A 25,337-nucleotide genomic window follows, 5' to 3' on the forward strand; every position below is an offset into this window, starting at 1 on the left:
TGCGAATAAAAAGAACTATCAATTTCTAAATTAGTATTATATAATAGATATTAATATCTATCATTTTATTGAAGTTTTATAATGAAAACTGAAGGGGTTGATGCTTAACGCGTATAAAAAAATGATAGAAATAGATTTTCAAAAAAGAAAGGAGGAATTGAACTCTTCTCATTAACAATTAATTTTTATATTAATCGAATTAAATAAATATTAATGCTAGATAATTATCATTAAATAAAACTAATTCGAACTTATCAAGTCTTACAAAATTATGGTGATCAAATCTAATAATAATGATAGATATATATATCTCTAAATACATGTAATATAAAATACTTAAGTTTAGTTAACCGCATATTGTTAGCGCTTTCATTATTTATTATCTCTAATCGTATACTTAAAGGGAGGACATATTAAATGAATATACAGAAAAAGGGTTTATCACTATTTGGTTTGTTATTAGTGTTTACATTGGTGTTTACTTTGTTACTTTCAGTTGATGGTTTGAATGTAAACGCTGAAGAACCAGGAGTGTATCTTTACGAACATATGAAGGGGGTTTACCTCTATGAACATACAAATTATGGTGGGCAAGTGCTTAGATTTGGTCCAGGGAGCTACAATCTAGATGAAGGATTTGGGTTTGATGATAAGTTAAGTTCGTTAAGAATCGTTGGTAATTATGTAGTGGTACTTTATCAAGATGATTGGTCAGATAATACAGAACCTTTTTATGACGATGATCCTGATTTATCTGATAATTATGTTGGTAATGATAAAGTTTCTACGATAAGAGTTTTTGAACTTCCTGCTGATGGAGAGGGGGTTTACCTCTATGAACATACAAATTATGGTGGGCAAGTGCTTAGATTTGGTCCAGGGAGATACAATTTAGATGAAGAATTTGGGTTTGATGATAAGTTAAGTTCGTTAAGAATTGTTGGTAATTATAATGTTACTCTTTATCAAGACGATTGGTCAGATACGGATGAAAGATTTTATACTGATGATGCTAATTTGAAAAATAATAGGGTTGGTAATGATAAGGTTTCTACGATAACGGTTATAGAAGACAAGCGTGATTGGATGGAACAAGTATCTGACAATAATCCGTCATTTGAAGAGTTAAAGTTAATGGAAGTTTTATTGCCTGGTACCCATGATTCAGGGACAGCTACATTCGATGATGGTGAAGAATGGCATTTAGCTACAGATGTGAGTGATTATGATTTATCAGACTATGATGACTCTAATAGAAGACTGGTTGAAATGTTTGGAGAAAATGAAGTCGCAAACCTGGGACAAGCACAAGAATTAACCATTAAAGAGCAACTTTATGAGGGAGCTCGCTACGTTGATTTACGTGTAGGTCCTTTTATGTGGTGGGATCCAAATTGCCATGTAGTTGAAGATGATACTCCAGTAGACATTGAAACTCCAGTAGATGTTGAATGTGATCCAATTTTCAAACAGGATCCAACAGATTTACGTACCATGCATGGACTATATGGTGAAAAGGTAGACGATATATTAAATGGAGTGGAACATTTTGTAACACAAAATCCGAAAGAAATTATTATATTGGATTTTCAGCATTTTCATGAGATGACAGAAACCAGCTATGACCATCTTGTTGACCAACTTGAAAATAAATTTTCAAATCAATTAATCTCGTTAGATGAACTTCAAACGAATACATTAGAACAATTATGGTCTGAAGGTAAAAATGTCGTGGTTTTATTTGGAAAGGATAATCATGCAAACAAAATTAATCCGAGAGTGGCTATTTCTCAATATATTGATAATGAGAAGATCTTGTCAAGGATAAGTAGTATGGATAGTAAATGGCATGATACAGATGAACCCTCTGTTTTAAGAGAGGAGATGTATAGAGATCTTGATAATGCAAGTAGTGAAAAACTTTATGTTTCTCAATTAATTCTTACTCCGCAACAGGAAAATTTACAAAACCCTATTGTAATGAATTTAAATTGTTTTTTGAATGGAAACGGGAGCTGTCCAAGTTTACATTATGATTTCGCGGTACCAGCGAACAATGTAGTGACAGAAGAAGTTAATAACGGATTTTTGAATGATCCACGTACAAACATTATCATGTTAGACTATTTTAACGAAACGAACATAGTGGATGAAATTATTAAAGAGAATAAAAGAAATCTAAAACCAACGAATATTCAAACATCACTAACTGATAGTGGTCTTTTAATAAGTTGGGATAACCCTGATGTTCAAAGCTACTTTGGACCACTTTCTGATACTGATCATGGAGGTGATGGTTTACCCTATTATGTTGTCTATATTTATAAAGATGGGGAGTATATGGGGATTTCTGAAGTTTCAGGAGGTAGCACGTATACGGATATAAATTATAATGGGCAGCCTCATAATTATCAATTGCGATTGTATATAAAGGCGAGCTGGGAGAACATTTTATATGACTCTGGTTTGATTGATGTAGTAGACATGGATGAGATTCTTAAGCTGACTAATATACAAACGGAACTTACTAATAATGGCCTTCAATTAAGCTGGAACAATCTCGAATCAGCGATTAAGCACTATTTTGGTGATGAACTTGCTTCTAATGATCATGAAGACGGTTTTACACCCTATTATTTTATTGCTGCTTATAAAGATGGGGAGTATATGGGGATTTCTAAAGTTTCAGAAGGTACGTACACGGATATAAATTATGATGGGCAGCCTAATAATTATCAATTGCAATTGAATGTAAAGGCGAACTGGGACAACGAGTTATATCAATCTGATTTGATTGATGTAGTAGACATGGATAAGATTCTTCAGCTGACTAATATACAAACGGAACTTACTGATAATGGCCTTCAATTAAGCTGGAACAATCTCGAATCAGCGATTAAGCACTATTTTGGTGATGAACTTGCTTCTAATGATCATGAAGACGGTTTTACACCCTATTATTTTATTGCTGCTTATAAAGATGGGGAGTATATGGGGATTTCTAAAGTTTCAGAAGGTACGTATACGGATATAAATTATGATGGGCAGCCTCATAATTATCAATTGCAATTGAATGTAAAGGCGAACTGGGACAACGAGTTATATCAATCTGATTTGATTGATGTAGTAGACATGGATGAGATTCTTAAGCTTACTAATATAAAAACGGAACTTACTGAAAGTGGCCTTCAATTAAGCTGGAACAACCTCGAATCATCGATTAAGCACTATTTTGGTGATGAACTTGCTTCTAATGATCATGAAGACGGTTTTACACCCTATTATTTTATTGCTGCTTATAAAGATGGGGAGTATATGGGGATTTCTAAAGTTTCAGAAGGTACGTACACGGATATAAATTATGATGGGCAGCCTCATAATTATCAATTGCAATTGAATGTAAAGGCGAACTGGGACAACGAGTTATATCAATCTGATTTGATTGATGTAGTAGACATGGATGAGATTCTTAAGCTTACTAATATAAAAACGGAACTTACTGAAAGTGGCCTTCAATTAAGCTGGAACAACCTCGAATCATCGATTAAGCACTATTTTGGTGATGAACTTGCTTCTAATGATCATGAAGACGGTTTTACACCCTATTATTTTATTGCTGCTTATAAAGATGGGAAGTATATGGGGATTTCTAAAGTTTCAGAAGGTACGTACACGGATATAAATTATGATGGGCAGCCTCATAATTATCAATTGCAATTGAATGTAAAGGCGAACTGGGACAACGAGTTATATCAATCTAAGTTAATTGATGTCCTTACCCCTATCCAAAAATAAATGTCAATGATCTAATTATTTATTAGTATATTCGATAAAAGTATTTGAACTTACAGCTTGAGATTAAGAGTTTATCTTACTATATCTCTATATCTTTTGCGTTAAGACGCCCACCTCTATAGGTGGGATCTTTTAATCAGGTAGCTTCTTTTCTTCAAATGGGAGTAAGGACATAATTGATTCTTCGACTTGTGCCTATAAGTGTCCCGTTTCGTATAAATTTCACTCCAATATTGTCTGTTGAATCCGTTCAAGTAAGAGTAATTCTAGTGCTTGAAAATACAGATGCAGTTAAATTAGTAGGATCAGAAGGATTCACGGAATATATACGTTATTAATGTAATAATTACCATCTGCTGTGTTGGTAAGGCTTCCATTCGCTGTTTCATTAGAAGGAACCCAAGGGTTTGAGCTTGTTCGGTTTACTTCCGCAAATTCTGCTTTAATGTTAGGGTTGTTTCCACCGTAACCAACATTATCTAAAATAATTACGTTTACTCCTTTCACATCTATAAAAGTGTCTGCATAATTGTGGCCTGAAATTCCTGAACCCAAAAAAGTATTGTTCGAAACTAATGTGCCTGAAGTTCCTTCTTTTATATCAATCAATTCAGCAGTTACATTTGGTCCAATAATATTATTTTTTATTATGGTATTATCTACGTTTCTATCATAACCTGAGTTTCCTTTATTCACTTTCCAAACAGAGCGATCTGAGCCAACATAAATTCCTTCGCCGTACCCCATATCTTTGGGATCACCAGTTGCACCAGTATGTTCAACAATACTGTTTTCTATAGTAACGTTAGAACTGCCATCCCTTACATGAATTCCCTCTTGACCAACATAAGAAACAGTTACCCTATTAATATGAGTATTATTAGAGTTATCGAGTACAATTCCTTTTTGTCCATAAGTGATTTTGAGATCTTTAATAACCCAATAATCGCCAGTAATATAGAAGGTATATCCTCCAGTTGATAAATTTCCACCCTTTAACACTGCAGGTTTAGAAGGATCTTGACTTGTAATGGTGATCGGATTGGATGAGGTTCCATTTGCGTTAGAATAGTATCTATTGTTTGGTAATTCATAAGTTCCTGGTGCAATCATAATATTGTGACCTGGCTGGGCATTTAACATCGCAGACTGTATTTCCGCAGTCGTTTTTACATATATATTAACTGCTGCATACGTTTTTGGAATGGAATGTTGTAAGCCGTAAGTAGATAAAACAAAGATAATGGAAAAAATGAAAATCAACTTCCTTTTCAAACTAACCATAAAATCAAATCCTTTCTACTTTTTGTAATCGTTATCATAATTTGATTATATTTAATAATATGTTCAAATAGTATGGTTTTTTTGTTCTGGTGTAAAAAGTTCATAGAAGGGGCTCATACTGATATAATGGTTCTAAAAAGGTTATCGATATAGAAACCAGAAACTTATTTAAATGGAAGCATTACCAATCTGAAATCATTCTTCTTAACGTCCGATGGTACCTTCGTTACAGGTTTGAGTTTACGAGATTTTAGTGGAAATAATGAAGGAACGTGGTCTGTCTGTTTCTCACCCTCAACTGATGGAGTCTGTCCAAAATGAGAAAGAATTCATACATAAATTGTTCGGACTATCCTCTTAATCCATAAACTAGAAGGGAATAGGCATTCTATTTTTCTCGCAGACTATTTTTGCACCAGAACCGGTTAAAAGCCATGCGCTTTTTTAATAATTAATCTTTCGATTAAGCTATTTACTTTAGAAATCATCAATTCTTTTAATCATGAAAGAAGCACTTATAGAACAACCAATATTGTTTAAATTTCTAACTGGTAGTGTCACTATCGAATTACTAGTTGATGAAACTCTCAATTGTATGCGAATAGGAGCTTTCACTTTTACTAAATGCTGTCCACTTAGCTGACTGAAGTTTCCTGGCATCACATCACGTGTATTTATTGAGCCTGAAAAAAGTCTATTTTGTGCTGTAGTAAGATACGTCAATACGGGAATGGGAGAATCACTAACGAGAGTAATGATCCATTTCGTAAGGTATACTCCTGATAACTGTAATAAAAAGGTATTTTGATTTTCAGGATCGGGGAAAATAATATTTTTACAATTTTGAGGTTGTGTGGTAAACCGAACTATATTTTCAGTGAAAGATGGATTAAAAGGATCCTCATTGTCGGGAGAAGTAAGTGTTTGTTTAGTTTCAGAAACAGTATAACAATAGGCATCGATAAATGGACATCTCTTTTTACTTTTTCTATCCATATACATCTTCCTTTCATGATTGTTTTGAGTAATATAAGTATATACTTGTAAAAATATTTTGGATAGGGTTAACAGACTACGAACAAGAAAAATAGATTGGTATCCACATAATAACGAAAGGAGGTAGACCGTTTAATGATTTATTGATGGAACGCCGTATGCGATGAAAGTTGCTTGTACGGTGTGGAGTGGGGGAAAAGGCGGAGGTTACTTCAAAGTCTTACCTATCACTAACATGAAACCCAGCAGAAATTCTTTGAAGAAATCTTCTAACCACTAAATCTAGATCAAAAACAATAAGCAAAAAAAACCCCTTTAAGTAAATGGTAAAGCTGTCCACTTCTCTCTCTCCTTCCTAAAGGGGGATGTCTTCATTTCTTCTATCCAATTTGTTATAAATTCTTTAAACCCACTTTTTACCTTTGACAAATCGAGTTCCAGTAAAGGTAATAGGACCAACTAAATTAACATTTGGAAATGAACTATCTATATTAGCATGTCCTTCTATACTAGCAACGACCTGATAAATTATATTTTTTTCTAAAGTGGTAACGACATCGACATATTGTTGTGAAAATATTTGTCCAAAATCATCATTACCTTCGCGATCAACTTCTGTCACTGCCGAATAAATGGGAATATTATTTTTTAATATACTGTGAAATACAGTAATATCAAAAACATTGTCATTATTTACGTGAAAAATGCTATTCAACCATATGAGATCCCCTGGTTTTAAACAGTCAAAAGTAATTTGTGCAACCAAAGTAGGATTATCAGGTTCGTCTGAAATTCCTCCTTCATTAGTAGGAGAATTCGTAGGAATATCGAATTGAAATTCTGATACATCTATTTTTTTAAAGAACACGTTATTTTTCACCTGCTTTCTTATTTAATTGATCTATATTATTCAAAAGATACTAATTTTGTATAGGCATAATATGACCTAGATTAAAAAACAATGAATTATGGATTATTTTTGATTCAATATTAAATAAGAAAATATTAATAATTTAAATAACTATCGAAAACTATATTCAAAAGGATAGTATTTAAAACATAAACATGTTGAGTTTATTGGAGAAGACTGGTTTAATAAAGGAGATTGTAAAGTGACATTATTACTCTCCATACAGAAAATTGATGAGCTTCAGCTAAGCTTTTCAAAAATACAAAGATCATCAATATTACAAAAGAATAAAAAATAATCACCAAAAATATAGCTAAGATATCAAGAGAGAGAAATCTAATTATTTGATCCATCTCTAATATCAAATATAAGTAGATTAAGGGGATACTGTAATAGCCGACCACATAACGAATCTCTTTTGTTTTACCTTTCCCACCAAAAATATATCCTACCATCTTAAAAGCAGTGGTACTAAATAGTAAGTGAGTGGCACAGCAATAAATGGGTAGATAAATTTTGGTAATAATTTATAGCATTATTTTCAAATTGTTGGGTTGAAAAAATAAAACTAAAATTTTAACTGAAGAGATTGGGGGTTATAGATCAATAATAAATTATTTCTTGGAAAAAGTTATATAAACAAGGTACATAGTAATTCCAATAATTAAGATTAAGAAAAAAACATCGCCATATATTGAGTCGATATATTTCCATATACCAAAATAACTAAATAATATATGAAGAAGTGTTAATGAACTAAACGCTATTAATGCATGAAGAATTGTTTTTATAATGTTGAATTTAGTATCAAAAAGCGTAAAGACACCAATTAAAATACTAAAAATAGCAATATCTAATAATTTCGAAATATCCATTATGACCTCACAAAAAATTTTATTGTTAATTATATCACATCAGGTTTTTAAACAATTGTTTTCTTGGTTGTTTAAAGATAAAACTAGGATTTTATCGGAAAAAGGGAGATGATTTTGTGTGGGAAATTAATAGACCATTAACAGATTAACAAGCTCATATAAATGAAGAAGAATGGCTAAAAAAATTTTTAAACATCAGTGCAGAGAATGTGAAGAATGGATTAGTTTGAATAAAAATTGTTGCGATAAATGTAAATATAATCAGAGTTTTATTGAAAGCAAATTGAAGAGAGATGAGAAAAGACCCCAAATATAAGCGGTCTAAATTAAAATATTATTGGATTAAGTCAATTAGCTGTTTAGTCATTGGGATATTAAGAAATAAAAAACTTAGCGAAAAGAGAAATCTTGTTTTTGCAGGATTTGGAGTCGCTATTATAAGCGGTATCATTGTTAATATAATGTTTTTATAGTAAGTGAAAAATCCGATTGAATTGCAATAAAAAAGAATGACAATAGTTCTATTTTTAATCCGATTTTCCTCTAGGAGAAGTGCCTTTCATTATGATTCGGAACAAAATAATATTGTTTTCGTTTTCAACTTGGAACTTTATTTGAGACTAGATAATTTGAAACTCATTTATATTGATTTTATTCAACAATCTGGCGAATTACCAATATAGAATCCATTTTGATCAATCTTTCTTTCAAAATGGATTCTATTTGTTTGTCATAGAATATAAGTTTGTATCAAACTTTATTTAATCTACACTATATGAAGATATTCAATATAATCTACTGCTTCATTCAATGCATCTAATGGATACAATTCATTATCCAGTTTAAATCCAAATTTTAATACTGCTAGTTTATTATTTTTAGTCTTCAGAAAATCATATCTTATATATTTATTCAAATTCAATATTATATTCTAATGTATCAAAGCTTAATATTTTCCACTTTCCATTACTTGCTTTTTTAAAAGTAACCAACTCTTCGTAACTTTCATAATCAACTTCTTCTGTTTCTAAATAGATTGATTTCGTACTATAAGCTACATATAGACCTGCCTCATCTCCATCAGCATATACGACATATGCTTCTTCCAAATCAACAGTTGTGTAATCAAACTCAGCAAATAGGAATTCTTTAAAGAAAACTTCTAACCACTCAGAATCAGATAGTGCTGCACTATCTTCATGTAAAGTCGATTTTAATTTAGAATAACTTTCTTCCTTAAACGCATCTAAGTGTTTTTCAAAAGTAGCAATGATTTCTTTTTCATCTTTTTCAGAAATATCTATGTCTGAATTTTTCAGTTCATCTAAATTAATATAATCAAATGATGTAAATTCAAGGTCATTAATAAGCCATTTGTCGTTCTTATGTCTTGCTAATGAATATACTATTTCATACTTATAGTCCAAAGAAAACGGTCCATCAATTCTTTCATATGTTTCCTCAACATACACATAGGCTTCATTATCCTCAATACTCAAAATTTCTAAATCTTTAACCTCAATTTGATTATGAGTATGCTCAAATTCATTTTTAAATGAATCTTCTACCCATTCTTCTTTTATTTGTTTTTCAAACAAGCTTAAAATTTCTAAATCTTTATCATTATAATATGCCTCATATTGATCAAACAATTCCAGTATCAATTCTTCATCATTTACCTTTGTTTCAGGGCTTGTAATAGATATCGTTTTACTTGCACCATCCCATTGTACATTAGCTCCAGTTGATTCCCCTACAAATCGTAAAGGAACAAAAGTACGATTATTTACTAATTGTGGTACAACTAACATCTCTAGAGATTCTCCGTTTACTTTTGCTAGATTGCTATTCAATGTTAACTCTACCGTTAATTCTTCATTTACACCTGTTATAGTCTTCGTTTCCTGATCCCACTTTACATTTAACCCTAAATCATTAAACAACGCTCTAAATGGAACTAGTGTTGTATTATTATCAATAAAAGGTTCATCTTCAAATTGTAATTGCACTCCATTAATCCACACTTCTATCTCTATTTCTTCAGACGCTATTGCTGTCATAGAAAATAAAAAAGACAACAAAAATAAGATTGAAAATACGGTTCTTTTTTTCAAGTTTAACTCCTCCTGCTATTATGTTGTATATGTAATATAGAAAACAATTATATAAAAATTTTACGAGGTCTGACCACAAGTAAATAATGTATGTTATATTTTGTCTAATAAATGAGTGATAATATGGAAATAAAAATTGAAATTTCCGAAAATAATGAAAATAACCGTCTAGTTTCTGTAATACAGCTTGGTCTAATAACTGCATTACAAAAAGATATAATTAGTATTGAAGAGGCCGAAGGATATTTATTTAATCCTTTTACTGTTGAAAAACTAGAAAAGTATGTATTTAGTATGGAAGTAATTGCAATTATAAGGGAGGGCTGTGAATTAGAAGATATACAGAGTCTGTTAAGTAGTTTATAATTATGCTAACTTAAAGTACAGTTGTTCCTTATGTCACATTGGATTATTAGTTCCATAGTGGCATATTTTAGTTTCCTAGGATTAGGGATAATGTAATTATTACTACTTTATTCAATTTAGTTATGTCTAAAATATGTGAAGCTTGGAAAGATTGTAGAAAGCTTGTATTAATAAGAGACAATTTCCTAAATTAAAAACACGATTTATTCGTGGCAATGGTTTAGTTTCAACAGAAGATGCTTATGCCAGTCCATATTATTATCTTAGTAATGGTCATGGAGATGTAGTAGGATTAAGAGCTCTCATTAAGCCTAATTTCTCGTTTGAAATATTGAGGAATTAGGCTTTTTCCCTAGTGATAAAACTATAATTTCTTCTTTTTAATGACAGCCATCGTACATCTTGAAATACATACTAAATTATCTTCTTCATCAACAATTTTTATATCCCATACCATTGTTGTTTTTCCACGATGATAGGTTGTACCAATTGCTTTTACTTTTCCGCTTCTTACTGCTTTAATATGATTTGCATTAATTTCTAAACCTACTACATTTTCATTTTCTTGATCAATTAAAAAAAATGTACCGATGCTTGCAACCGTTTCTGCTAAAGCGACAGATGCACCTCCGTGTAATATTCCAAATGGTTGATGAGTTCTCTCATCAACAGGCATCGTTCCAACGATTCTTTCTTCTGAGATTTCAATAATTTCAATCCCAAGATTAGATACTAACGTATTCTCAAAGCTTAAAGAGTCTGCCATTGGTTAATTCCTCCCTTTAATTCATCTTTAACTATAGTTTACATCATTTTCCTTGTTTGTGTTTAGGAAGATTTCTTTTTTTCATTGACTTAATTACAAACTCAGAGTAAAATTTAATTACAGACCGACGGTCGGTTTGTGAGGGGGTGTTTAAGGTGGACTTAAAACAAAAAATAATAAGCGCCGCATATAAGTTATTCGCTGAAAAAGGTGTTGAAAAGACAACTGTTGCTGAGATCATTGAATTAGCTGGGAGTTCAAAAGGCGGATTTTATCACCACTTCAAATCAAAAGATGAAATTCTTGAAGCGATTACTATGAATTATATAAACGATTTAGTAATGGAATATGAACGAATTCTACAAGATCAAGAGCTTACAGTAATTGAATTGTTAAATCTTGTCTTCTTGAAAATAAGTGAATATAAGATCGATCAAATCGAAGAATGGCCAAAAATGAAAATTTTGTTTTCCTTTAGTGGGAACCACGTTATTTTAAGAAAATTAGCAGAGCAATTTGAACTCATCAACACTGATTGTTATTTAAAACTATTTAGGAAGGGAAATGAAGAGGGGATATTTGAGATCGAGCACCCAGAGTTTTTAGCTAGTTTATGGACGAGAGAAGTTATGATGGTTTTTAACAAGTCAAGGGACGTGGTTTATACAGAAGAATCTGAAGCATTACACAATTTTGAAAATTTATTGCATTTTACTGAAAACTTATTGAATCAAACATTAGGGCTTACAAGCCATCAGATTAAAATAAAAGAGGCAGCTCTTGCTTATGTTCAAAGTGCCAGAAATGAACAGAAGAGGGGAGAGGGGAGAGGTAAAATAAGATGAAATGGTTTAATGAAATTGAAGAAGGAGATTTTAACTTAGTTGGAGGGAAAGGGTACAACTTAAGTAAGATGTATAATTTCGGTTTAAAGATCCCTAATGGATTTGTTATTACTTCTGAAACTTATGAACATTACGTAAACAGTATTGGCTTAAAAGAAAAGATAAATGATATTGTTAACAGCAGTCAACCTTCTTTTGAGAAATCAGAAGCCATAAAGAATTTTTTTGCTGAACAATTTATTGAAAATGAGTTAAAAGAACAAATAAGCATGAATTTGAAAAAGATTTCTAGCGGTGTTGTGGCTGTTAGGAGCAGTTCAACAGTAGAAGATTTACCTGGTATGAGTTTTGCAGGGCAATACAACAGTTACTTAAATGTAACAAACAAAGATATCATTGAAAAAATCATTTTATGTTGGCAATCTTTATGGAACGAAAGAGCGATTGAATATAGAATGAAAAATAACATCACTTCTGATTTTTCTCATGCAGTTGTAATTCAAGAAATGGTTAATGCCAAATTATCTGGCATTATTTTTACTTCAAATCCTTTAACTGGGGTAAGAAATGAATTACTCATCAACTCATCTTATGGGTTAGGAGAAGCGATTGTCAGTGGAGAAGTCAATCCTGATCAATATACTGTGGATAAAAAGAGTGGTGAGGTTATTAAGCAAGAGATTGCTTCAAAAGAAATTTTGAGTAAGTATGCTGAAGGCGGAATTCAAAATGTCCCTGTAGAAATCAATAAAACGAAAGTAAGCTCTTTAGAAGACTATCATATTCAAAAAATTGTAAATGAAGCAGAGAAAATTCAAAACTATTTTGCCAAACCTCAAGATATTGAATTTGCAATCAACGATTCAAATGAATTTTTTATCGTTCAATCAAGAGACATTACTTCATTATTCCCTATAGAGCATTTTGAACAGGACGGCAAAATAAGAGCCTATTTATGTGTGAATACAGTCATGTTAGGTATGAAGGAACCTTTTACACCTCTAGGTTTTGATATGTTTAGTCACACATTGCCAGCAATCATTAACATTATGAGTAGTCGTAAAAAACCAATAGATCAGGAATTTGTTAAAAATGCTGATGGACGTATTTTTGCAGAAATTACTTATTTATTATCTAAAAAATGGATTGGAAAACAATTTAGCAAGGCTTTTTCTGGAAATGACTTACCGTTTGAAGAGACTATGAATCGTTTGATCAAACAGCACGGGAAACAGTTTGTAAGTCAAGGGATTAAATTTAAAATCCCATGGGGAGTTTTTAAATATGCTCTAACAAGCGTTAAAAATTTACGTGAAGCTAAAAAAGTTCCAGTTACTAATCGTTATGAACATATGAAAGCTATAGGGGAAGCAGTTATTCAAGAACATAGAATAAAAGCAATGAACCTCAAAAAACTTGAGGAAAAACTTGAATTTTTAAAAACGGTTATGGTTGAAGCCTTTATTTTATCTGTATCAAAGCAGGCGTGGTATTGTACAGAATATATGAACCTGACAAAAATTGAAAAGAAGTTAAAAAAAATGTACGGTAATCGATTTGATGTCACACCTCTAACCAAATCATTTCCGGGTTGTATTTCAGTTGAACTAGGTATGTCACTAAATAAACTTGCCAAATACTTTGGTGAACAGCAGATTGAACCAACTAATCATCATCCAAAAGTTAAGGATTTATTAAATAAATTTGGACACAGAAGTACGCTAGAGCTGGATTTTGGTGTGAAAAGATGGTCAGAAGATCCTGAATATATAATCAATCTAATTAAATCTTATATGGTAGATCAGATGTATGAACGAAACATAGCAGAAATCGAAGAAAATGCTAAGAAAGCCGATTTATTAATTGAGGAAATCTATCAAACGATAAAAGTAGATAAAGGTGAAAGAAAAGCGAATATGATGAGAACATTGATGATTAACTATCGTACCGCTGCTGGAATGAGAGAATATCCTAAATTTGATATCATAAGAATGATGACAATTGCTAGGGGAGTTATGCTCAATGTTGGGGAAGAATTCCAAAAGGATGGGCTGCTAGAAGAACCTCAAGATATTTTCTATTTAAGAGTAAACGACATCAAGCAGAAGCAAAATTTGAAACAAATCGTGATCGAAAATAAGGAAACCTATCATAAGCAATTATCTAGAACAAACATTCCAAGAATTGTTTTAAATACTGGGGAAACATATTATTCAGCTCTAAAATTTGATCCAAATAGTAAAGTATTACAAGGGATGCCTTTATCAGCAGGTATTTATGAAGGCAAGGTCAGAGTTGTATTTGATCCTAAGAATTCTAAATTAATAGAAGGTGAAATTTTAGTAACTGAAAGTACGAACCCTGCTTGGACCCCATTATTTATAACAGCAAAAGGATTAATCATGGAATACGGTGGTCCTGTGAGTCATGGTGGAATCGTAGCAAGAGAATATGGTATACCTGCCGTAGTAGGAATTCCATCAGCAACGAATATATTGAAAGATGGACAATTGGTAAGAGTAAATGGAGAGACAGGTACGGTTGAATTATTGGAATGAATAGCCAATTGGGGAAAATCAAAGACACTCCCTTATAGAAAGTGTCTAAATCTATCATTTTACCCAGAAAAAAAGCTCACCTACGTTCTATACGATCTTTACGAAGAACTTCAGGATTTACTGGGACATCAACAGGAGTTAATTCACTATTAAGGACAGTGAAACCTGGTTGAGGAGTTCCTGTTTGATCTGTACCAAAAACGGTTGTAAGGCAATTTATGCTGTCAACTTCGATTCTAACTTCGTAGTGATTTGGAGCAATTCTGGTAAAAACTTCCTCAAACCCCAATGGTGGGATATTGAATTCGTCATCAGATAAAACTTTGGGCTCTCCATTCCACTGAAATACTACAATTCTTATATTACATGATCTTCTAGGGTCAAGGTTTGCAACTGTAGCATGTGCATAAAAAACCGTTGCAGCAGGAATTTGTATACCAGTAGACTTGACCAAAACATCTTCACGTTGAATCACTTAAACACCTCCTCCCAATTTATTGTACGCTAGCGGTGGGAGTTACGTGAGCGGTGCAGAAGTACATTTTTCCACAATGAAACGCATTTTTATTGGGCAGCCTTGTTCATGATTGCTATAATTATCATATTCTTGGGTTTATATCGTATCCATATTAATTATTGCAAATGTCTGATGATCCTCCCACTTCCCATTAATTCTTACATTTTTTTTTGCAATCCCTTCTTTATGGAATCCTGCTTTTTCTAATACTTTGATTGACCCTATGTTATGCGGCATAACCCCCGCCTCAATTCTATGTAGATTCAGCTCCTTAAAAGCATAGTTTACAGCAAGTTTCACTGTTTCTGTCATATAGCCTTTTCCATTTTGTTGTTTGTCTAAACAATAACCTAACCAGCAACTTTGCAAATCACTTCTCACTACTTCTGTTAAAGCGACATTCCCAATTAATTCTTTACTTTCTATTAAAAAAATGCCAAACGAATAGCCTGCATCTTCCTTTGCAAACAAAATACTTTTTTTAATCCTTTCTAATTGCCCATCTAGTGTATAAAACTTCTCATCTCTTAAAGGCGTATAAAGCTGAAAGAACGATCTGTTGTTTAATTCCAGGGTTAATAAATCCTCAGCATGAGAAGTTTCTAATAATTTTATAAATATATTTGGTTTATTTAACATATTTCCCACCTAATTTTGTAGTTTTAATGGTCCTCAGCTTTATCGTTAACAAGAAAAATATAAGATTTTTTGATCTGTATTTTCTGTTATGTCAATCACTTTGATTTTAATGCAATTTCAAAATATAAACAAGAATATGGTATAGTAAGTCTATTGTTTCAATACAAAAATTGTGGAGAGATGTTAAATGAAAACTTTAGTGCTTGCAGAAAAACCTTCTGTAGGGAGAGATATAGCAAGAGTGTTGAATTGTCATAAAAAAGGAAATGGATTTATTGAAGGATCAAATTACATTGTGACATGGGCATTAGGTCACTTAGTTACTTTAGCCGATCCGGAATCTTATGATAATAAATATAAAACGTGGCGTATGGATGATTTACCGATGCTGCCAGAAAAATTAAAGCTAGTTGTAATTAGAAAAACGTCAAAGCAGTTTCAATCTGTAAAACAACAAATGAGCAGAAAAGATGTAAAAGACATCGTAATAGCAACGGATGCGGGAAGAGAAGGGGAGTTGGTTGCTAGATGGATCATCGAAAAAACACACATAAGAAAACCGGTACAAAGACTCTGGATTTCTTCCGTTACAGATAAAGCGATTAAAGAAGGGTTTCGCAATCTGAAACCAGGAAAACAATATGAAAATTTATATGCTTCTGCAGTTGCTCGATCTGAAGCAGATTGGGTTGTGGGTATTAATGGTACCCGTGCTTTAACCTGTAAATTTAATGCTCAATTATCTTGTGGGAGAGTACAAACCCCTACTTTAGCCATGATTGCAAAACGTGAAGAAGAGATTAGATCTTTCCGCCCTAAATCTTTTTATGGTTTGTCTGCATTAGTTAAATCTTCAGTTAAGTTTACTTGGCAAGATGATAAATCAAAAAATACTCGGTCCTTTGATGAAACCCATATAGATCGCTTGTTATCTAGTTTAGGGAATCAATCTTTAATCGTACAAGAGGTAAAAAAGACACCTAAGAAAAGCTTTGCTCCTGCATTATATGATTTAACAGAATTACAAAGAGACGCAAACCGCATGTTTGGTTACTCTGCAAAAGAGACGTTATCTATTATGCAGCGTTTATATGAGACGCATAAATATTTAACCTACCCAAGAACCGATTCAAGATATCTTTCATCAGACATCGTTGATACATTAAAAGATCGTATTCGTGCATGTTCCATATCTCCGTATAGAGATATGGCTGCTAAACTACTACAAACAAATATTAAACCTAACAAATCTTTTGTTGATAATAGCAAGGTATCTGATCATCATGCGATTATCCCAACAGAGGAAAAAGTAAACTTAAGAGATTTAAACGATAAAGAGATGAAAATATATGATTTAGTTGTCAAAAGGTTTCTAGCTGTCTTAAGTCCTCCTATGGAGTATGAACAAACTGTAGTACGCGCTACAATAGGGGAAGCAATTTTTACTGCAAGAGGGAAAAGGGTGCTTTCACTAGGTTGGAAAGAGGTATATGGGAAGTCTTATAATGACGAATTAGATAGTGAAGGAAAATACGAGCAGGACAAAGATCAGACTTTACCAGTGTTTCAAAAAGGGGAAAAACTGAACGTACCTCAATTGAAAAAAACACAAGGAGAAACGAAACCGCCTGAACATTTCACAGAAGGCACATTGCTTTCTGCAATGGAAAACCCACAGAAATATATGAATATTGAAAAAGAAAACTCCTCTTTAGCTCGTACTTTAGGAGAAACAGGTGGGCTTGGAACGGTTGCTACAAGAGCAGATATTATTGAAAAGATATTAAGTACATTTTTGATTGAAAAAAGAGGAAAGTATCTCCATATTACATCTAAAGGGAAACAGTTATTAGATTTAGTTCCTGATGATCTCAAATCACCTGCATTAACAGCACAATGGGAGCAGAAACTAATGGCCATTTCCAAAGGAAAATTAGCAAAGCAAACATTTGTACAAGATATGAGAAATTATGCTAAGAAAGTTGTCTCAGAAATAAAACAAAGTGAACAAAAATTTAAACATGACAACATGACCACAACTCGATGTCCAGATTGCGGAAAACCAATGTTAGCAGTAAACGGGAAAAAGGGAAAGATGCTTGTCTGTCAGGATCGTGATTGTGGACACCGTAAAAATATAGCTAGAACTACAAATGCACGTTGTCCTCAATGTAAGAAAAAAATGGAATTAAGAGGAGAGGGAGAAGGTCAAATTTTTGTTTGTAGTTGTAGTTACAGAGAAAAATTATCCTCCTTCCAGAAACGAAAGGAAAAAGAACAGCATAACAAAGCATCCAAAAGAGATGTATCTCAGTATATGAAAAAACAAAATAAAAAAGATGAAGAGCCAATAAATACAGCGCTTGCTGATGCATTGGCAAAGCTGAAATTAAAGTAAATATTTAGAATTAACTATAATTATTTTGAAAGGTGTAAAAAATGAAAGAGAATAAACGTAACGATTGGGGAACAATCAGAAAAAAAGGGAAGATAAAATATATTTGGAAACATGGCATATTAACGTACGGAATTCCTGTAGGTATTCTTATCGTAGTTTATAATATGAGTAAGGATGTAGGTTTTTTAAATATTTTCACATTACAAAATATGATAGCTGGTGTGATTGCAGTTCTATTGAACGGTTTGATGATCGGATTATTATATGGTTTAATTATGTGGGCATTTTATGAAAGAAAATGGAGAAAAGAAAACAAAAATGTGAAATAAAAAAGATAACTATATAATAAACAGCTTTCTCTTAAAATAGACAGTTATGTTAAGGCTAATATTTGATTTAGGAATATTAGTCTTAATTGAGTTTAATAAAAGAATTCAAGGGTTAGTCTCATTTTCCAAAATAGATAAGTTTTTAAACGCATCCTCATTGCTTTCACCACAAATTTCCCTCGATGCTTTAAGTGATGCACATACCTCAGGACGTTCTGGTTTACCAAATAGTTTACATTTATTATCGTGTGTTAGTTGAACACAACGTATTCCAGCAGGTTTTCCTTCTGGCATACCTGGTATAGGGGAGGAGATGGATATGACGATACAACATGCTGCACAACCCATTCTACAATCCATGATTTCACCTCATTTTTTAAGAAAATAGTATCATACCATATTTATATATACAAATGTGAGAATAGTTTGATTTACAAATTTTAGGTGCTTTATATAGTTGGTTATGATACCATTATAGTATCGTACATCTATATTTAATATATTTTACTAAATTTTAGTATAAATCTAGTATTATTCTTTCTTCTCGCATCTTCTGCAAATCGAATATTCCAACTTGAAGAGTTGGAATATCAACTTGTTTACTTTCTCCAATTACAACTATAACTATTTCGAAAATCAACCAATTTCTTATCTCTTAGTTCCTTCAAATTTATATTCTTTTTAATTTCTCTATAAAGATTAACTTTAGAAACAAAGTGCAAGAACTAGCCACAATGATTGCTACTAGTAATATTTCAAAGTATATTTTAATTCTTAGCAGAGAGGTGTTTGTTATGTCTACTTTAAAATGGGGATTAATAGACAGCATAGGACATTTTAATCTTGGAAAGTCTGGAGCTAAACCTAAATTTTTCTGCGGAAGAGAGGCTTTATATTTTGAAGAATTGCATACTAGCCCTGTATTACTTAGTGATGATATTAACATGGACAGCTATCGGTTGGAAGCGGAAGTTGCATTTCCAGAATCAACTGGATTTGCAGGACTTGTATTTGGTGCACGTGATTCAAAAAACTTTGAGCTGGTTTACATTACACCTGAAAGTGATACAACAATGGGGGAAATTCAATATGATCCAATTATGAAAGGATCGAGTACATGGCAAATATATCATGGTTCTTCATATCAAGCCGCTGCATTTGTACCGGTTGGAAAATGGGTAAAACTTAGCTTGGAGGTTCAATCAAATAGTGCTTCTGTTTATGTAGGTGATTCAACTTCTCCACAGCTCATAATACGTAAACTTCAGTTAGGAAACTCTGCAGGTAAAATTGGAATTTGGGGGAATTTACCTTGTTATATAAGCTGCTTTTCAGTAAAGGAAATTAACCCTACTAAATCAATAAATGCTCCATTACAATCTGACTTACAAAAACTAGCATACGATACCTATATTACCGAGTGGATGATATCAAAGCCTTATTTATATCAAAATCCACCTCATATACATAAAGATTGGATAAAAGCAACTGTTGAAGAAAATGGAATACTTAATTTAAATAGATTATATACCTTAACTGAAAAAGGCACTGCTGTGCAATTGCAATGTATTTTTTCCTTATCCGAGAATGTAGATACAAATTTACTTCTAGGTTATAGTGATAAGATAAGATTGTGGATTAACAATGTCGAAGTACATCAAGGAGAATGTTTATGGAATCCTCCTGTGAGTGATGGGAGAATTCGATCTGATCATGTTACCATACCCGTTCGGTGGCGCAAAGGGGTTAATACAATTCATGCAGAAATCATCAATTATGAATGCATGTTTGGTTGGGGGTTAAGTATAAAAACGGGGATTTATAAACTATGGTGATGACCTAAATAGACAGACAAGGAGAAGAACCTAAGTATGAATGCAGAAAATAATTTAATAAATATAGTAAGCCCAGACAAAGGAATGAACTATTGTTTTAATGTAACACGCTATTCTCAGCGTTTCGAAATTGATGAGTGGCCAGAGGGCACTCTTATTGAAGGAAAGGGTTCAGATTATTGGGGAAAAAGATGTTGTGGACTGGCATGTCTTCGAATGATGATATCTCATTTTAGTGGAAAAGCTCCTTCTCAATATGAATTACTTAAAAAAGGGTTAAACCAAAATGCCTATTGTTCTAAAGGGTGGATTCATAAAGGACTTGCTGAACTAGGAGCTGAATACGGATTAGAAGGTACGCCAATTTATATAAAAAATCGTCAACAACTTCAAGCCACCCTTGAAAAAAGTGGTCCTATCATTGTTTCAATCACTGAATCTTTTCCTGAAGATGGACGAAAGGGTGGTCACCTTGTTGTTGTATGCGGTATCCACCAAAATAATGAGATTACAATTTCTTTTAGAGATCCTTCAAAGTGGGGAGAAAGCCATAGTGCAGTGACTGAAGAAAGATTTTTTAGTAGTTTTACTAAACGTGGAATTTGTTTTAATAAAAGATGAGGTGGGAAATTGACTACTATTGGAATGATAAGGCATGGAATTACCGACTGGAACATAGAAGGAAAAGCACAAGGACATTCTGATATCCCTCTTAACGATAAAGGAAGAAAACAAGCTCAATCTGTTGCAACAAGATTAAAGGGGGAACGCTGGGATTTAATGATATCAAGTACACTTTCTAGAGCAAGTGAAACAGCCCATATAATAAAAAAGACTTTAAATATATCAAATCTTTTATATGATGATAGATTACGGGAAATTAACTGTGGAAAAATCGAAGGATTAACTGAAAACGAAAGAATTATAAATTGGGGATTAAATTGGCGTGAAGCTGATATACAAATGGAGAAATCACAAGATGTAGCCATGAGAGGAGAGTCAACTCTTAAAGAAATTATAGAAACTTATGAGGATAAAAAAATTCTTGTCGTTAGTCACGGGGCTCTTATAGGAATAACATTGCAAAAAATACTTCCTCAGAGATTTACCAACACTTATATTGATAATACTTCAATTACAATTCTTAATTTTAAAAAGGGATCTTGGGAGTGTCCATTATACAATTGTACAACACATCTGAATGGAAGTTGAAATCTATCAATTTTCCTCTTAAAATATATTAAGTGATATAATTTACGGATACTTATCTAATATTTATACTTAATTAAGGTGGAAGATCATGAACAAAAAAACAAAATTATTAGTCATTTTTTTTACAATTATCGTTATTGTCATATCAATATCTCTTGTCATGGGTTTTCAAAAGTTGAAAGAGAAACATTTAGATGAAATCGATCGTGTCATTACAACAATGGGAGGAATCGTAACCGAGGTAAATGAAGTTAATCCAAAAACTTCTCCATTCGTAGATGAAAGTGATAGAGATAATATTATTTATAAAATTACTTATGAAAAGTCGGGTACTCAGTTGATTGCTTGGTATAGAGGTATTAATCAAGTGAATAATATTCATGATCAAACTTTTCCATTTGGGGAAAAATGGATTTTTGAAGAATAAATAATGAAGTAAACAACTTTAAATGAAACGTAAAGGACTAAATTTCTGTATGAGGGAAATTAGTTCTTTTTTCTTGTTTTAGTCAAAATCCTGTTTCACTTCTTATAGAGTTTATAGTTTTATCTTTTAAATCTCGTTGATTGATTGGATCTTCTAGTTCAAATTTTCATTATAATTATTAGAGTTTACTCAAAGTCAAATGTTATTTATAATAGAAAATAGCAAAATGATGTAACTTTAAAATATACAATATTATGGAGGCTTTTATGTACACCATAAGCGAAGTAGCTAATTCATTAGGTGTGAGTACACATACATTGAGATATTATGAAAAAGAAAATATAATCATTCCAGACCGAAATAGAAACAAAGAAAGGGTATATTCTGAATCACACCTCAAATGGTTGAAATTTGTTATGAAGTTAAAAGAAACACAGATGCCTATTATACAAATAAGGGAATATGCTAGATTATTTAAAGAAGGGGAACATACTACCCAAACACGTTTAGAGTTATTAGAAAATCATCAGATATCTATTCAGAATCAAATAAAAAACTTGTTAACTACTGAAAAAATGTTAGAGGATAAAATCAAGGCATATAAAGATTTTATTAACAACCAAGATATGACCCAAAACCAATAATTTAAAAGGAGAATGAAAAATGTCGGAAATGAGCCAATTAGTAAAAAAACAAAAACAATTTTATTTCTCAGGGGCAACTAAAGATGTTAATTTTAGATTGGATGCGTTGAATAAATTAAAAAATGCAATTTTAGAAAATGAATCTAATATTAACGTTGCATTGAAGAAAGATTTAAATAAATCAGTAACTGATACTTATCTATCAGAAATAGGTTTTGTTTTACAAGAAATATCTGATATAACAAAAAGACTTCATTCATGGATGAAACCAAAGAGGGTCAAAACTCCTCTTTCTCACTTTGGTTCCTCAAGTTATCGACTCCCAGAACCATATGGTGTTACTCTAACGATAGCTCCTTGGAATTATCCTTTCCAACTTGCTGTTGCACCAATTCTAGGTGCTATTGCTGCTGGCAATACTGTCATATTAAAACCTTCTGAATTAACACCAGCAGTATCTCACTTACTTAAAGAACTTATATCCTCTACATTTGATGAAAATTATATAGCTGTTGTTGAAGGAGGAGTGGAAACGAGTACAGAGTTATTAAAAGAACCCTTTGATTATATTTTCTTCACTGGCAGCGTTCCTGTGGGAAAAATTGTCATGGAGGCTGCATCCAAAAATTTAACACCTATAACGTTGGAGCTTGGTGGCAAAAGCCCAGTTATAGTGGATGAAACAGCTAACTTAAAACTAGCGGCTAAACGAATAGTTTGGGGCAAGTTCTTTAATGCGGGACAAACGTGTGTTGCCCCAGATTATATGCTCGTACATCATTCTATAAAAGATGAACTTATGATAAAAATGAAAGAAACGATTAAGGAATTCTATACTGAGCAACCTCTTTCTAATGAAAACTATACTCATATAGTAAATGATCGCCATTTTAATCGATTGGCGAGTTATTTAACTGATGGGAAAATCGTACAAGGCGGAAAAGTGAACAATGATTTACATGTCATTGAACCAACAATAATTGACGAAATCACTTGGGATGATCCTATCATGCAGGATGAAATTTTTGGTCCAATACTTCCTGTTATGGAATATAACAATGTGGAAGAAGTAATTAATATGATAAATGATCGACCGAAACCGTTAGCTCTCTATGTATTTTCAGAAAACAAACAGATTCAAGATCAAATTATTAACAATGTATCATATGGCGGTGGTTGTATAAACGATACGATGTACCACATTGCAACCCCACATCTTCCATTTGGAGGAGTTGGCCATAGTGGGGTAGGTGCTTATCATGGCAAACATAGCTTTGAAACATTTTCACATATTAAAAGTATCTTGAAACAAACAACGTTGTTTGATTTGCCATTTAGATATCCGACAATGAAAAACGGATTAAAGTATGCTAAAAAAATATTTAAGTAATAAGAAACAATTCATCTAAGGAGTAGAACATGATAAAAAAATTATTAATTGGAATTATTGTTGGAGTATTAATGGGATTCTTAGGTGGAATGTTCGAGATTCCACTCTGGATTATATTTACAATCACAGTAGTGATCATATTTTCAATCTCAAATCTCCCTACAATTACAGCGATTTACTTAACCAAGGATATGAAAAAAGTAAAAAAGTTCTTAAAAAACAGCAAAAACCCAATTTATTATTTTTTCAATGCCTTACTTAATGATCTTGATCTTGAAGCGAAAGAAGCTATTCTAAAAATAGAGAAGAAATATAAAAATCCCAAGTGGGCATCGTTATACAAAATATACTATGCTCATCATAAAAAAGATTTTTTAACAATTGAAAACCAATTAAAAAATATCACACATAAACCTATTAAAAAATATTATGAAACTTTGTTAGCGATTGAACATAACCAAATCGAGAAAGCCCAGAAAATGATGCATGAACTTTCAAAACCATGGATGAAAGAAGTTATACTTTGTGAATTAAGTAGAAAAAAAGAGGATAGTTTTAAAGCTCTTAAACATATAGATAATGCAATTGAAAGCACTAGAGGATTACAAAGACTTTCAATTATTAAATATAAAGAACAAGAACTTTTAAATTAAGAAGAACGAATAAATCGTCTTTGACAAAAATGTGTACCTCTATATGTGTCCGAACTTGACAAAAGGATGTGAAGAATATTATGATTAAATTTCAAATAGTTAACTAATTAACTATTTGAAAGGAGGGTATATAGTATTAAGAAATGGATTCCTTTTGAACATCCTCTTCTATCGGTCAATGTGTTTCTGACACTTTATAAAACGGAACATCATTTGGTTCAACAATTGGAAGAACAACTTGGGAAATTCGAACTGACGTTGGGACGGTGGTGTTTACTTGTTGCCCTAAAGTCTAGCGGGAGACCGATGGTTCCTTCCGAGTTAAGTGATGACCTTGCTGTCACAAGGGCTAATATAAGTAATTTATTAAATTCTTTGGAGCAAGCTGGCAGCATCCGTAGGGATTTTGACCCGAACAATAGGAGAAGGATTCTAGTAAGTTTAACACCAGAGGGTCATAAACTCATTTTGAATGTATGGCCTGTATATGAACAGTTTATTGTTCAAAATGTAGGTAATAAACTTACTCTGGAAGAACAGAATCAGTTGAAAAATTTGTTGGAAAAGTTGTTTTAGATAGTAAGAATTCTGTCCTGTAGTAGGGACAGGTTTCTATTTTAGTTAATTAATTAACTGTTAATTAATTTATCATTATGAATATCATTTTTAATGCTAAAGGGTAAAATATTGAAAATTAGCCAGAGGCTGTCAAATGCTGGCTTGAGCAAGCAAAAATTTGCTCCTACAGGTTAATGGCTAAGATCTGCTTTCTTAGTAAATCTAT

24 protein-coding genes and 1 pseudogene are annotated in these 25,337 nt (G+C 32.2%); 16 read left to right on the plus strand and 9 right to left on the minus strand.

Features of this window, described 5'->3' with window-relative positions; genetic code table 11:
- The first annotated feature begins 417 nt into the window (after window positions 1-417).
- Both VQL36_RS10995 and VQL36_RS11000 read left to right on the plus strand, forming a co-directional pair.
- A complete protein-coding gene (locus VQL36_RS10995) occupies window positions 418-3,795 on the plus strand; it encodes a hypothetical protein (RefSeq protein ID WP_349249351.1) in 3,378 nt (1,125 codons plus the stop codon).
- A gap of 176 nt (window positions 3,796-3,971) precedes the next feature.
- A complete protein-coding gene (locus VQL36_RS11000) occupies window positions 3,972-4,133 on the plus strand; it encodes a hypothetical protein (RefSeq protein ID WP_349249352.1) in 162 nt (53 codons plus the stop codon).
- On the opposite strand, the gene VQL36_RS11005 is transcribed toward VQL36_RS11000, so the two are convergent.
- A complete protein-coding gene (locus VQL36_RS11005) occupies window positions 4,111-5,079 on the minus strand; it encodes a right-handed parallel beta-helix repeat-containing protein (RefSeq protein ID WP_349249353.1) in 969 nt (322 codons plus the stop codon). The two genes, VQL36_RS11000 and VQL36_RS11005, sit on opposite strands and share 23 nt — an antisense overlap.
- Window positions 5,080-5,228: 149 nt before the next feature.
- On the opposite strand from VQL36_RS11005, the pseudogene VQL36_RS11010 reads away from it, so the two are divergent.
- A pseudogene (locus VQL36_RS11010) lies at window positions 5,229-5,392 on the plus strand (IS6 family transposase); the annotation flags it as partial.
- Between the two features lie 164 nt (window positions 5,393-5,556).
- On the opposite strand, the gene VQL36_RS11015 reads toward VQL36_RS11010, so the two are convergent.
- From VQL36_RS11015 to VQL36_RS11030, 4 genes are all read right to left on the minus strand, one after another.
- On the minus strand, window positions 5,557-6,075 hold the full coding sequence (locus VQL36_RS11015) for a hypothetical protein (protein WP_349249354.1): 519 nt from the start codon (window positions 6,073-6,075) through the stop codon (window positions 5,557-5,559).
- 403 nt (window positions 6,076-6,478) lie between these two features.
- Entirely contained in the window at window positions 6,479-6,943 is a 465-nt protein-coding gene (locus VQL36_RS11020) for a hypothetical protein (RefSeq protein WP_349249355.1), read from the minus strand.
- Window positions 6,944-8,626: 1,683 nt separating this feature from the next.
- A complete protein-coding gene (locus VQL36_RS11025) occupies window positions 8,627-8,776 on the minus strand; it encodes a hypothetical protein (RefSeq protein WP_349249356.1) in 150 nt (49 codons plus the stop codon).
- Window positions 8,769-9,974: a copper amine oxidase N-terminal domain-containing protein gene (locus VQL36_RS11030; RefSeq protein ID WP_349249357.1), complete on the minus strand. Its 1,206-nt coding sequence runs from the start codon at window positions 9,972-9,974 to the stop codon at window positions 8,769-8,771. Before VQL36_RS11030 ends, VQL36_RS11025 begins: the two co-directional genes overlap by 8 nt.
- Window positions 9,975-10,085: 111 nt before the next feature.
- On the opposite strand from VQL36_RS11030, the gene VQL36_RS11035 reads away from it, so the two are divergent.
- Window positions 10,086-10,340: a DUF3969 family protein gene (locus VQL36_RS11035; RefSeq protein WP_349249358.1), complete on the plus strand. Its 255-nt coding sequence runs from the start codon at window positions 10,086-10,088 to the stop codon at window positions 10,338-10,340.
- Between the two features lie 364 nt (window positions 10,341-10,704).
- Here VQL36_RS11035 and VQL36_RS11040 read toward each other — a convergent pair whose 3' ends face one another.
- Window positions 10,705-11,106: a hotdog fold thioesterase gene (locus tag VQL36_RS11040; protein ID WP_349249359.1), complete on the minus strand. Its 402-nt coding sequence runs from the start codon at window positions 11,104-11,106 to the stop codon at window positions 10,705-10,707.
- Window positions 11,107-11,261: 155 nt separating this feature from the next.
- On the opposite strand from VQL36_RS11040, the gene VQL36_RS11045 reads away from it, so the two are divergent.
- On the plus strand, window positions 11,262-11,951 hold the full coding sequence (locus VQL36_RS11045) for a TetR/AcrR family transcriptional regulator (RefSeq protein ID WP_349249360.1): 690 nt from the start codon (window positions 11,262-11,264) through the stop codon (window positions 11,949-11,951).
- Complete coding sequence (locus VQL36_RS11050) at window positions 11,948-14,509, plus strand: PEP/pyruvate-binding domain-containing protein (protein ID WP_349249361.1); 2,562 nt, start codon at window positions 11,948-11,950, stop codon at window positions 14,507-14,509. Before VQL36_RS11045 ends, VQL36_RS11050 begins: the two co-directional genes overlap by 4 nt.
- Window positions 14,510-14,585: 76 nt before the next feature.
- On the opposite strand, the gene VQL36_RS11055 is transcribed toward VQL36_RS11050, so the two are convergent.
- Together VQL36_RS11055 and VQL36_RS11060 are read right to left on the minus strand one after the other, a co-directional pair.
- Window positions 14,586-14,984 (minus strand): hypothetical protein, encoded by a 399-nt coding sequence (locus VQL36_RS11055; RefSeq protein WP_349249362.1) that lies wholly within the window; start codon window positions 14,982-14,984, stop codon window positions 14,586-14,588.
- 138 nt (window positions 14,985-15,122) lie between these two features.
- The gene (locus VQL36_RS11060; RefSeq protein WP_349249363.1) at window positions 15,123-15,665 is read right to left on the minus strand and encodes a GNAT family protein; all 543 of its coding nucleotides are present in this window, start codon (window positions 15,663-15,665) and stop codon (window positions 15,123-15,125) included.
- Between the two features lie 187 nt (window positions 15,666-15,852).
- Between VQL36_RS11060 and VQL36_RS11065 the strand changes: the two genes are divergently transcribed.
- Window positions 15,853-18,063, plus strand: coding sequence for a DNA topoisomerase III (locus VQL36_RS11065; RefSeq protein ID WP_349249364.1), 2,211 nt, complete (start codon window positions 15,853-15,855; stop codon window positions 18,061-18,063).
- 41 nt (window positions 18,064-18,104) lie between these two features.
- Window positions 18,105-18,392, plus strand: a complete 288-nt coding sequence (locus VQL36_RS11070; protein WP_349249365.1) for a hypothetical protein — start codon at window positions 18,105-18,107, stop codon at window positions 18,390-18,392.
- Window positions 18,393-18,497: 105 nt separating this feature from the next.
- Here VQL36_RS11070 and VQL36_RS11075 read toward each other — a convergent pair whose 3' ends face one another.
- A complete protein-coding gene (locus tag VQL36_RS11075) occupies window positions 18,498-18,752 on the minus strand; it encodes a YkgJ family cysteine cluster protein (RefSeq protein ID WP_349249366.1) in 255 nt (84 codons plus the stop codon).
- A gap of 434 nt (window positions 18,753-19,186) precedes the next feature.
- Between VQL36_RS11075 and VQL36_RS11080 the strand changes: the two genes are divergently transcribed.
- The 8 genes from VQL36_RS11080 to VQL36_RS11115 all read left to right on the plus strand — a co-directional run bounded on the left by VQL36_RS11080 (window position 19,187) and on the right by VQL36_RS11115 (window position 25,129).
- A complete protein-coding gene (locus VQL36_RS11080) occupies window positions 19,187-20,227 on the plus strand; it encodes a hypothetical protein (RefSeq protein WP_349249367.1) in 1,041 nt (346 codons plus the stop codon).
- Between the two features lie 36 nt (window positions 20,228-20,263).
- The gene (locus VQL36_RS11085) at window positions 20,264-20,848 is read left to right on the plus strand and encodes a C39 family peptidase (protein WP_349249368.1); all 585 of its coding nucleotides are present in this window, start codon (window positions 20,264-20,266) and stop codon (window positions 20,846-20,848) included.
- Window positions 20,849-20,857: 9 nt separating this feature from the next.
- On the plus strand, window positions 20,858-21,439 hold the full coding sequence (locus tag VQL36_RS11090; protein ID WP_349249369.1) for a histidine phosphatase family protein: 582 nt from the start codon (window positions 20,858-20,860) through the stop codon (window positions 21,437-21,439).
- Window positions 21,440-21,527: 88 nt separating this feature from the next.
- Window positions 21,528-21,866 carry a hypothetical protein gene (locus tag VQL36_RS11095; RefSeq protein WP_349249370.1) on the plus strand — a complete coding sequence of 113 codons (339 nt, stop codon included), beginning with the start codon at window positions 21,528-21,530 and terminating at the stop codon, window positions 21,864-21,866.
- Between the two features lie 266 nt (window positions 21,867-22,132).
- Window positions 22,133-22,510: a MerR family transcriptional regulator gene (locus VQL36_RS11100; RefSeq protein ID WP_349249371.1), complete on the plus strand. Its 378-nt coding sequence runs from the start codon at window positions 22,133-22,135 to the stop codon at window positions 22,508-22,510.
- Window positions 22,511-22,529: 19 nt separating this feature from the next.
- Entirely contained in the window at window positions 22,530-23,900 is a 1,371-nt protein-coding gene (locus VQL36_RS11105) for an aldehyde dehydrogenase (protein ID WP_349249372.1), read from the plus strand.
- 29 nt (window positions 23,901-23,929) lie between these two features.
- The gene (locus VQL36_RS11110) at window positions 23,930-24,553 is read left to right on the plus strand and encodes a hypothetical protein (protein WP_349249373.1); all 624 of its coding nucleotides are present in this window, start codon (window positions 23,930-23,932) and stop codon (window positions 24,551-24,553) included.
- A 213-nt stretch (window positions 24,554-24,766) separates the two neighbouring features.
- Window positions 24,767-25,129 (plus strand): MarR family winged helix-turn-helix transcriptional regulator, encoded by a 363-nt coding sequence (locus VQL36_RS11115; RefSeq protein WP_349249374.1) that lies wholly within the window; start codon window positions 24,767-24,769, stop codon window positions 25,127-25,129.
- Window positions 25,130-25,337: the final 208 nt, after the last annotated feature.

Origin of the sequence: Chengkuizengella sp. SCS-71B (assembly GCF_040100845.1) — a bacterium.
Classification (GTDB): Bacteria; Bacillota; Bacilli; order Paenibacillales; family KCTC-33759; genus Chengkuizengella.

Excerpts from the sequence above, each read along its gene's own strand:
- VQL36_RS11085 (WP_349249368.1), top strand. The coding sequence starts at position 20,264 with ATGAATGCAGAAAATAATTTAATAAATATAGTAAGCCCAGACAAAGGA.
- VQL36_RS11105 (WP_349249372.1), top strand. The coding sequence starts at position 22,530 with ATGTCGGAAATGAGCCAATTAGTAAAAAAACAAAAACAATTTTATTTC.
- VQL36_RS11080 (WP_349249367.1), top strand. The coding sequence starts at position 19,187 with ATGTCTACTTTAAAATGGGGATTAATAGACAGCATAGGACATTTTAAT.
- VQL36_RS11070 (WP_349249365.1), top strand. The coding sequence starts at position 18,105 with ATGAAAGAGAATAAACGTAACGATTGGGGAACAATCAGAAAAAAAGGG.
- VQL36_RS11035 (WP_349249358.1), top strand. The coding sequence starts at position 10,086 with ATGAGTGATAATATGGAAATAAAAATTGAAATTTCCGAAAATAATGAA.
- VQL36_RS11095 (WP_349249370.1), top strand. The coding sequence starts at position 21,528 with ATGAACAAAAAAACAAAATTATTAGTCATTTTTTTTACAATTATCGTT.
- VQL36_RS11075 (WP_349249366.1), bottom strand. The coding sequence starts at position 18,752 with ATGGATTGTAGAATGGGTTGTGCAGCATGTTGTATCGTCATATCCATC.
- VQL36_RS11015 (WP_349249354.1), bottom strand. The coding sequence starts at position 6,075 with ATGGATAGAAAAAGTAAAAAGAGATGTCCATTTATCGATGCCTATTGT.
- VQL36_RS11100 (WP_349249371.1), top strand. The coding sequence starts at position 22,133 with ATGTACACCATAAGCGAAGTAGCTAATTCATTAGGTGTGAGTACACAT.
- VQL36_RS11050 (WP_349249361.1), top strand. The coding sequence starts at position 11,948 with ATGAAATGGTTTAATGAAATTGAAGAAGGAGATTTTAACTTAGTTGGA.
- VQL36_RS11040 (WP_349249359.1), bottom strand. The coding sequence starts at position 11,106 with ATGGCAGACTCTTTAAGCTTTGAGAATACGTTAGTATCTAATCTTGGG.
- VQL36_RS11060 (WP_349249363.1), bottom strand. The coding sequence starts at position 15,665 with ATGTTAAATAAACCAAATATATTTATAAAATTATTAGAAACTTCTCAT.
- VQL36_RS11065 (WP_349249364.1), top strand. The coding sequence starts at position 15,853 with ATGAAAACTTTAGTGCTTGCAGAAAAACCTTCTGTAGGGAGAGATATA.
- VQL36_RS11110 (WP_349249373.1), top strand. The coding sequence starts at position 23,930 with ATGATAAAAAAATTATTAATTGGAATTATTGTTGGAGTATTAATGGGA.
- VQL36_RS11005 (WP_349249353.1), bottom strand. The coding sequence starts at position 5,079 with ATGGTTAGTTTGAAAAGGAAGTTGATTTTCATTTTTTCCATTATCTTT.
- VQL36_RS10995 (WP_349249351.1), top strand. The coding sequence starts at position 418 with ATGAATATACAGAAAAAGGGTTTATCACTATTTGGTTTGTTATTAGTG.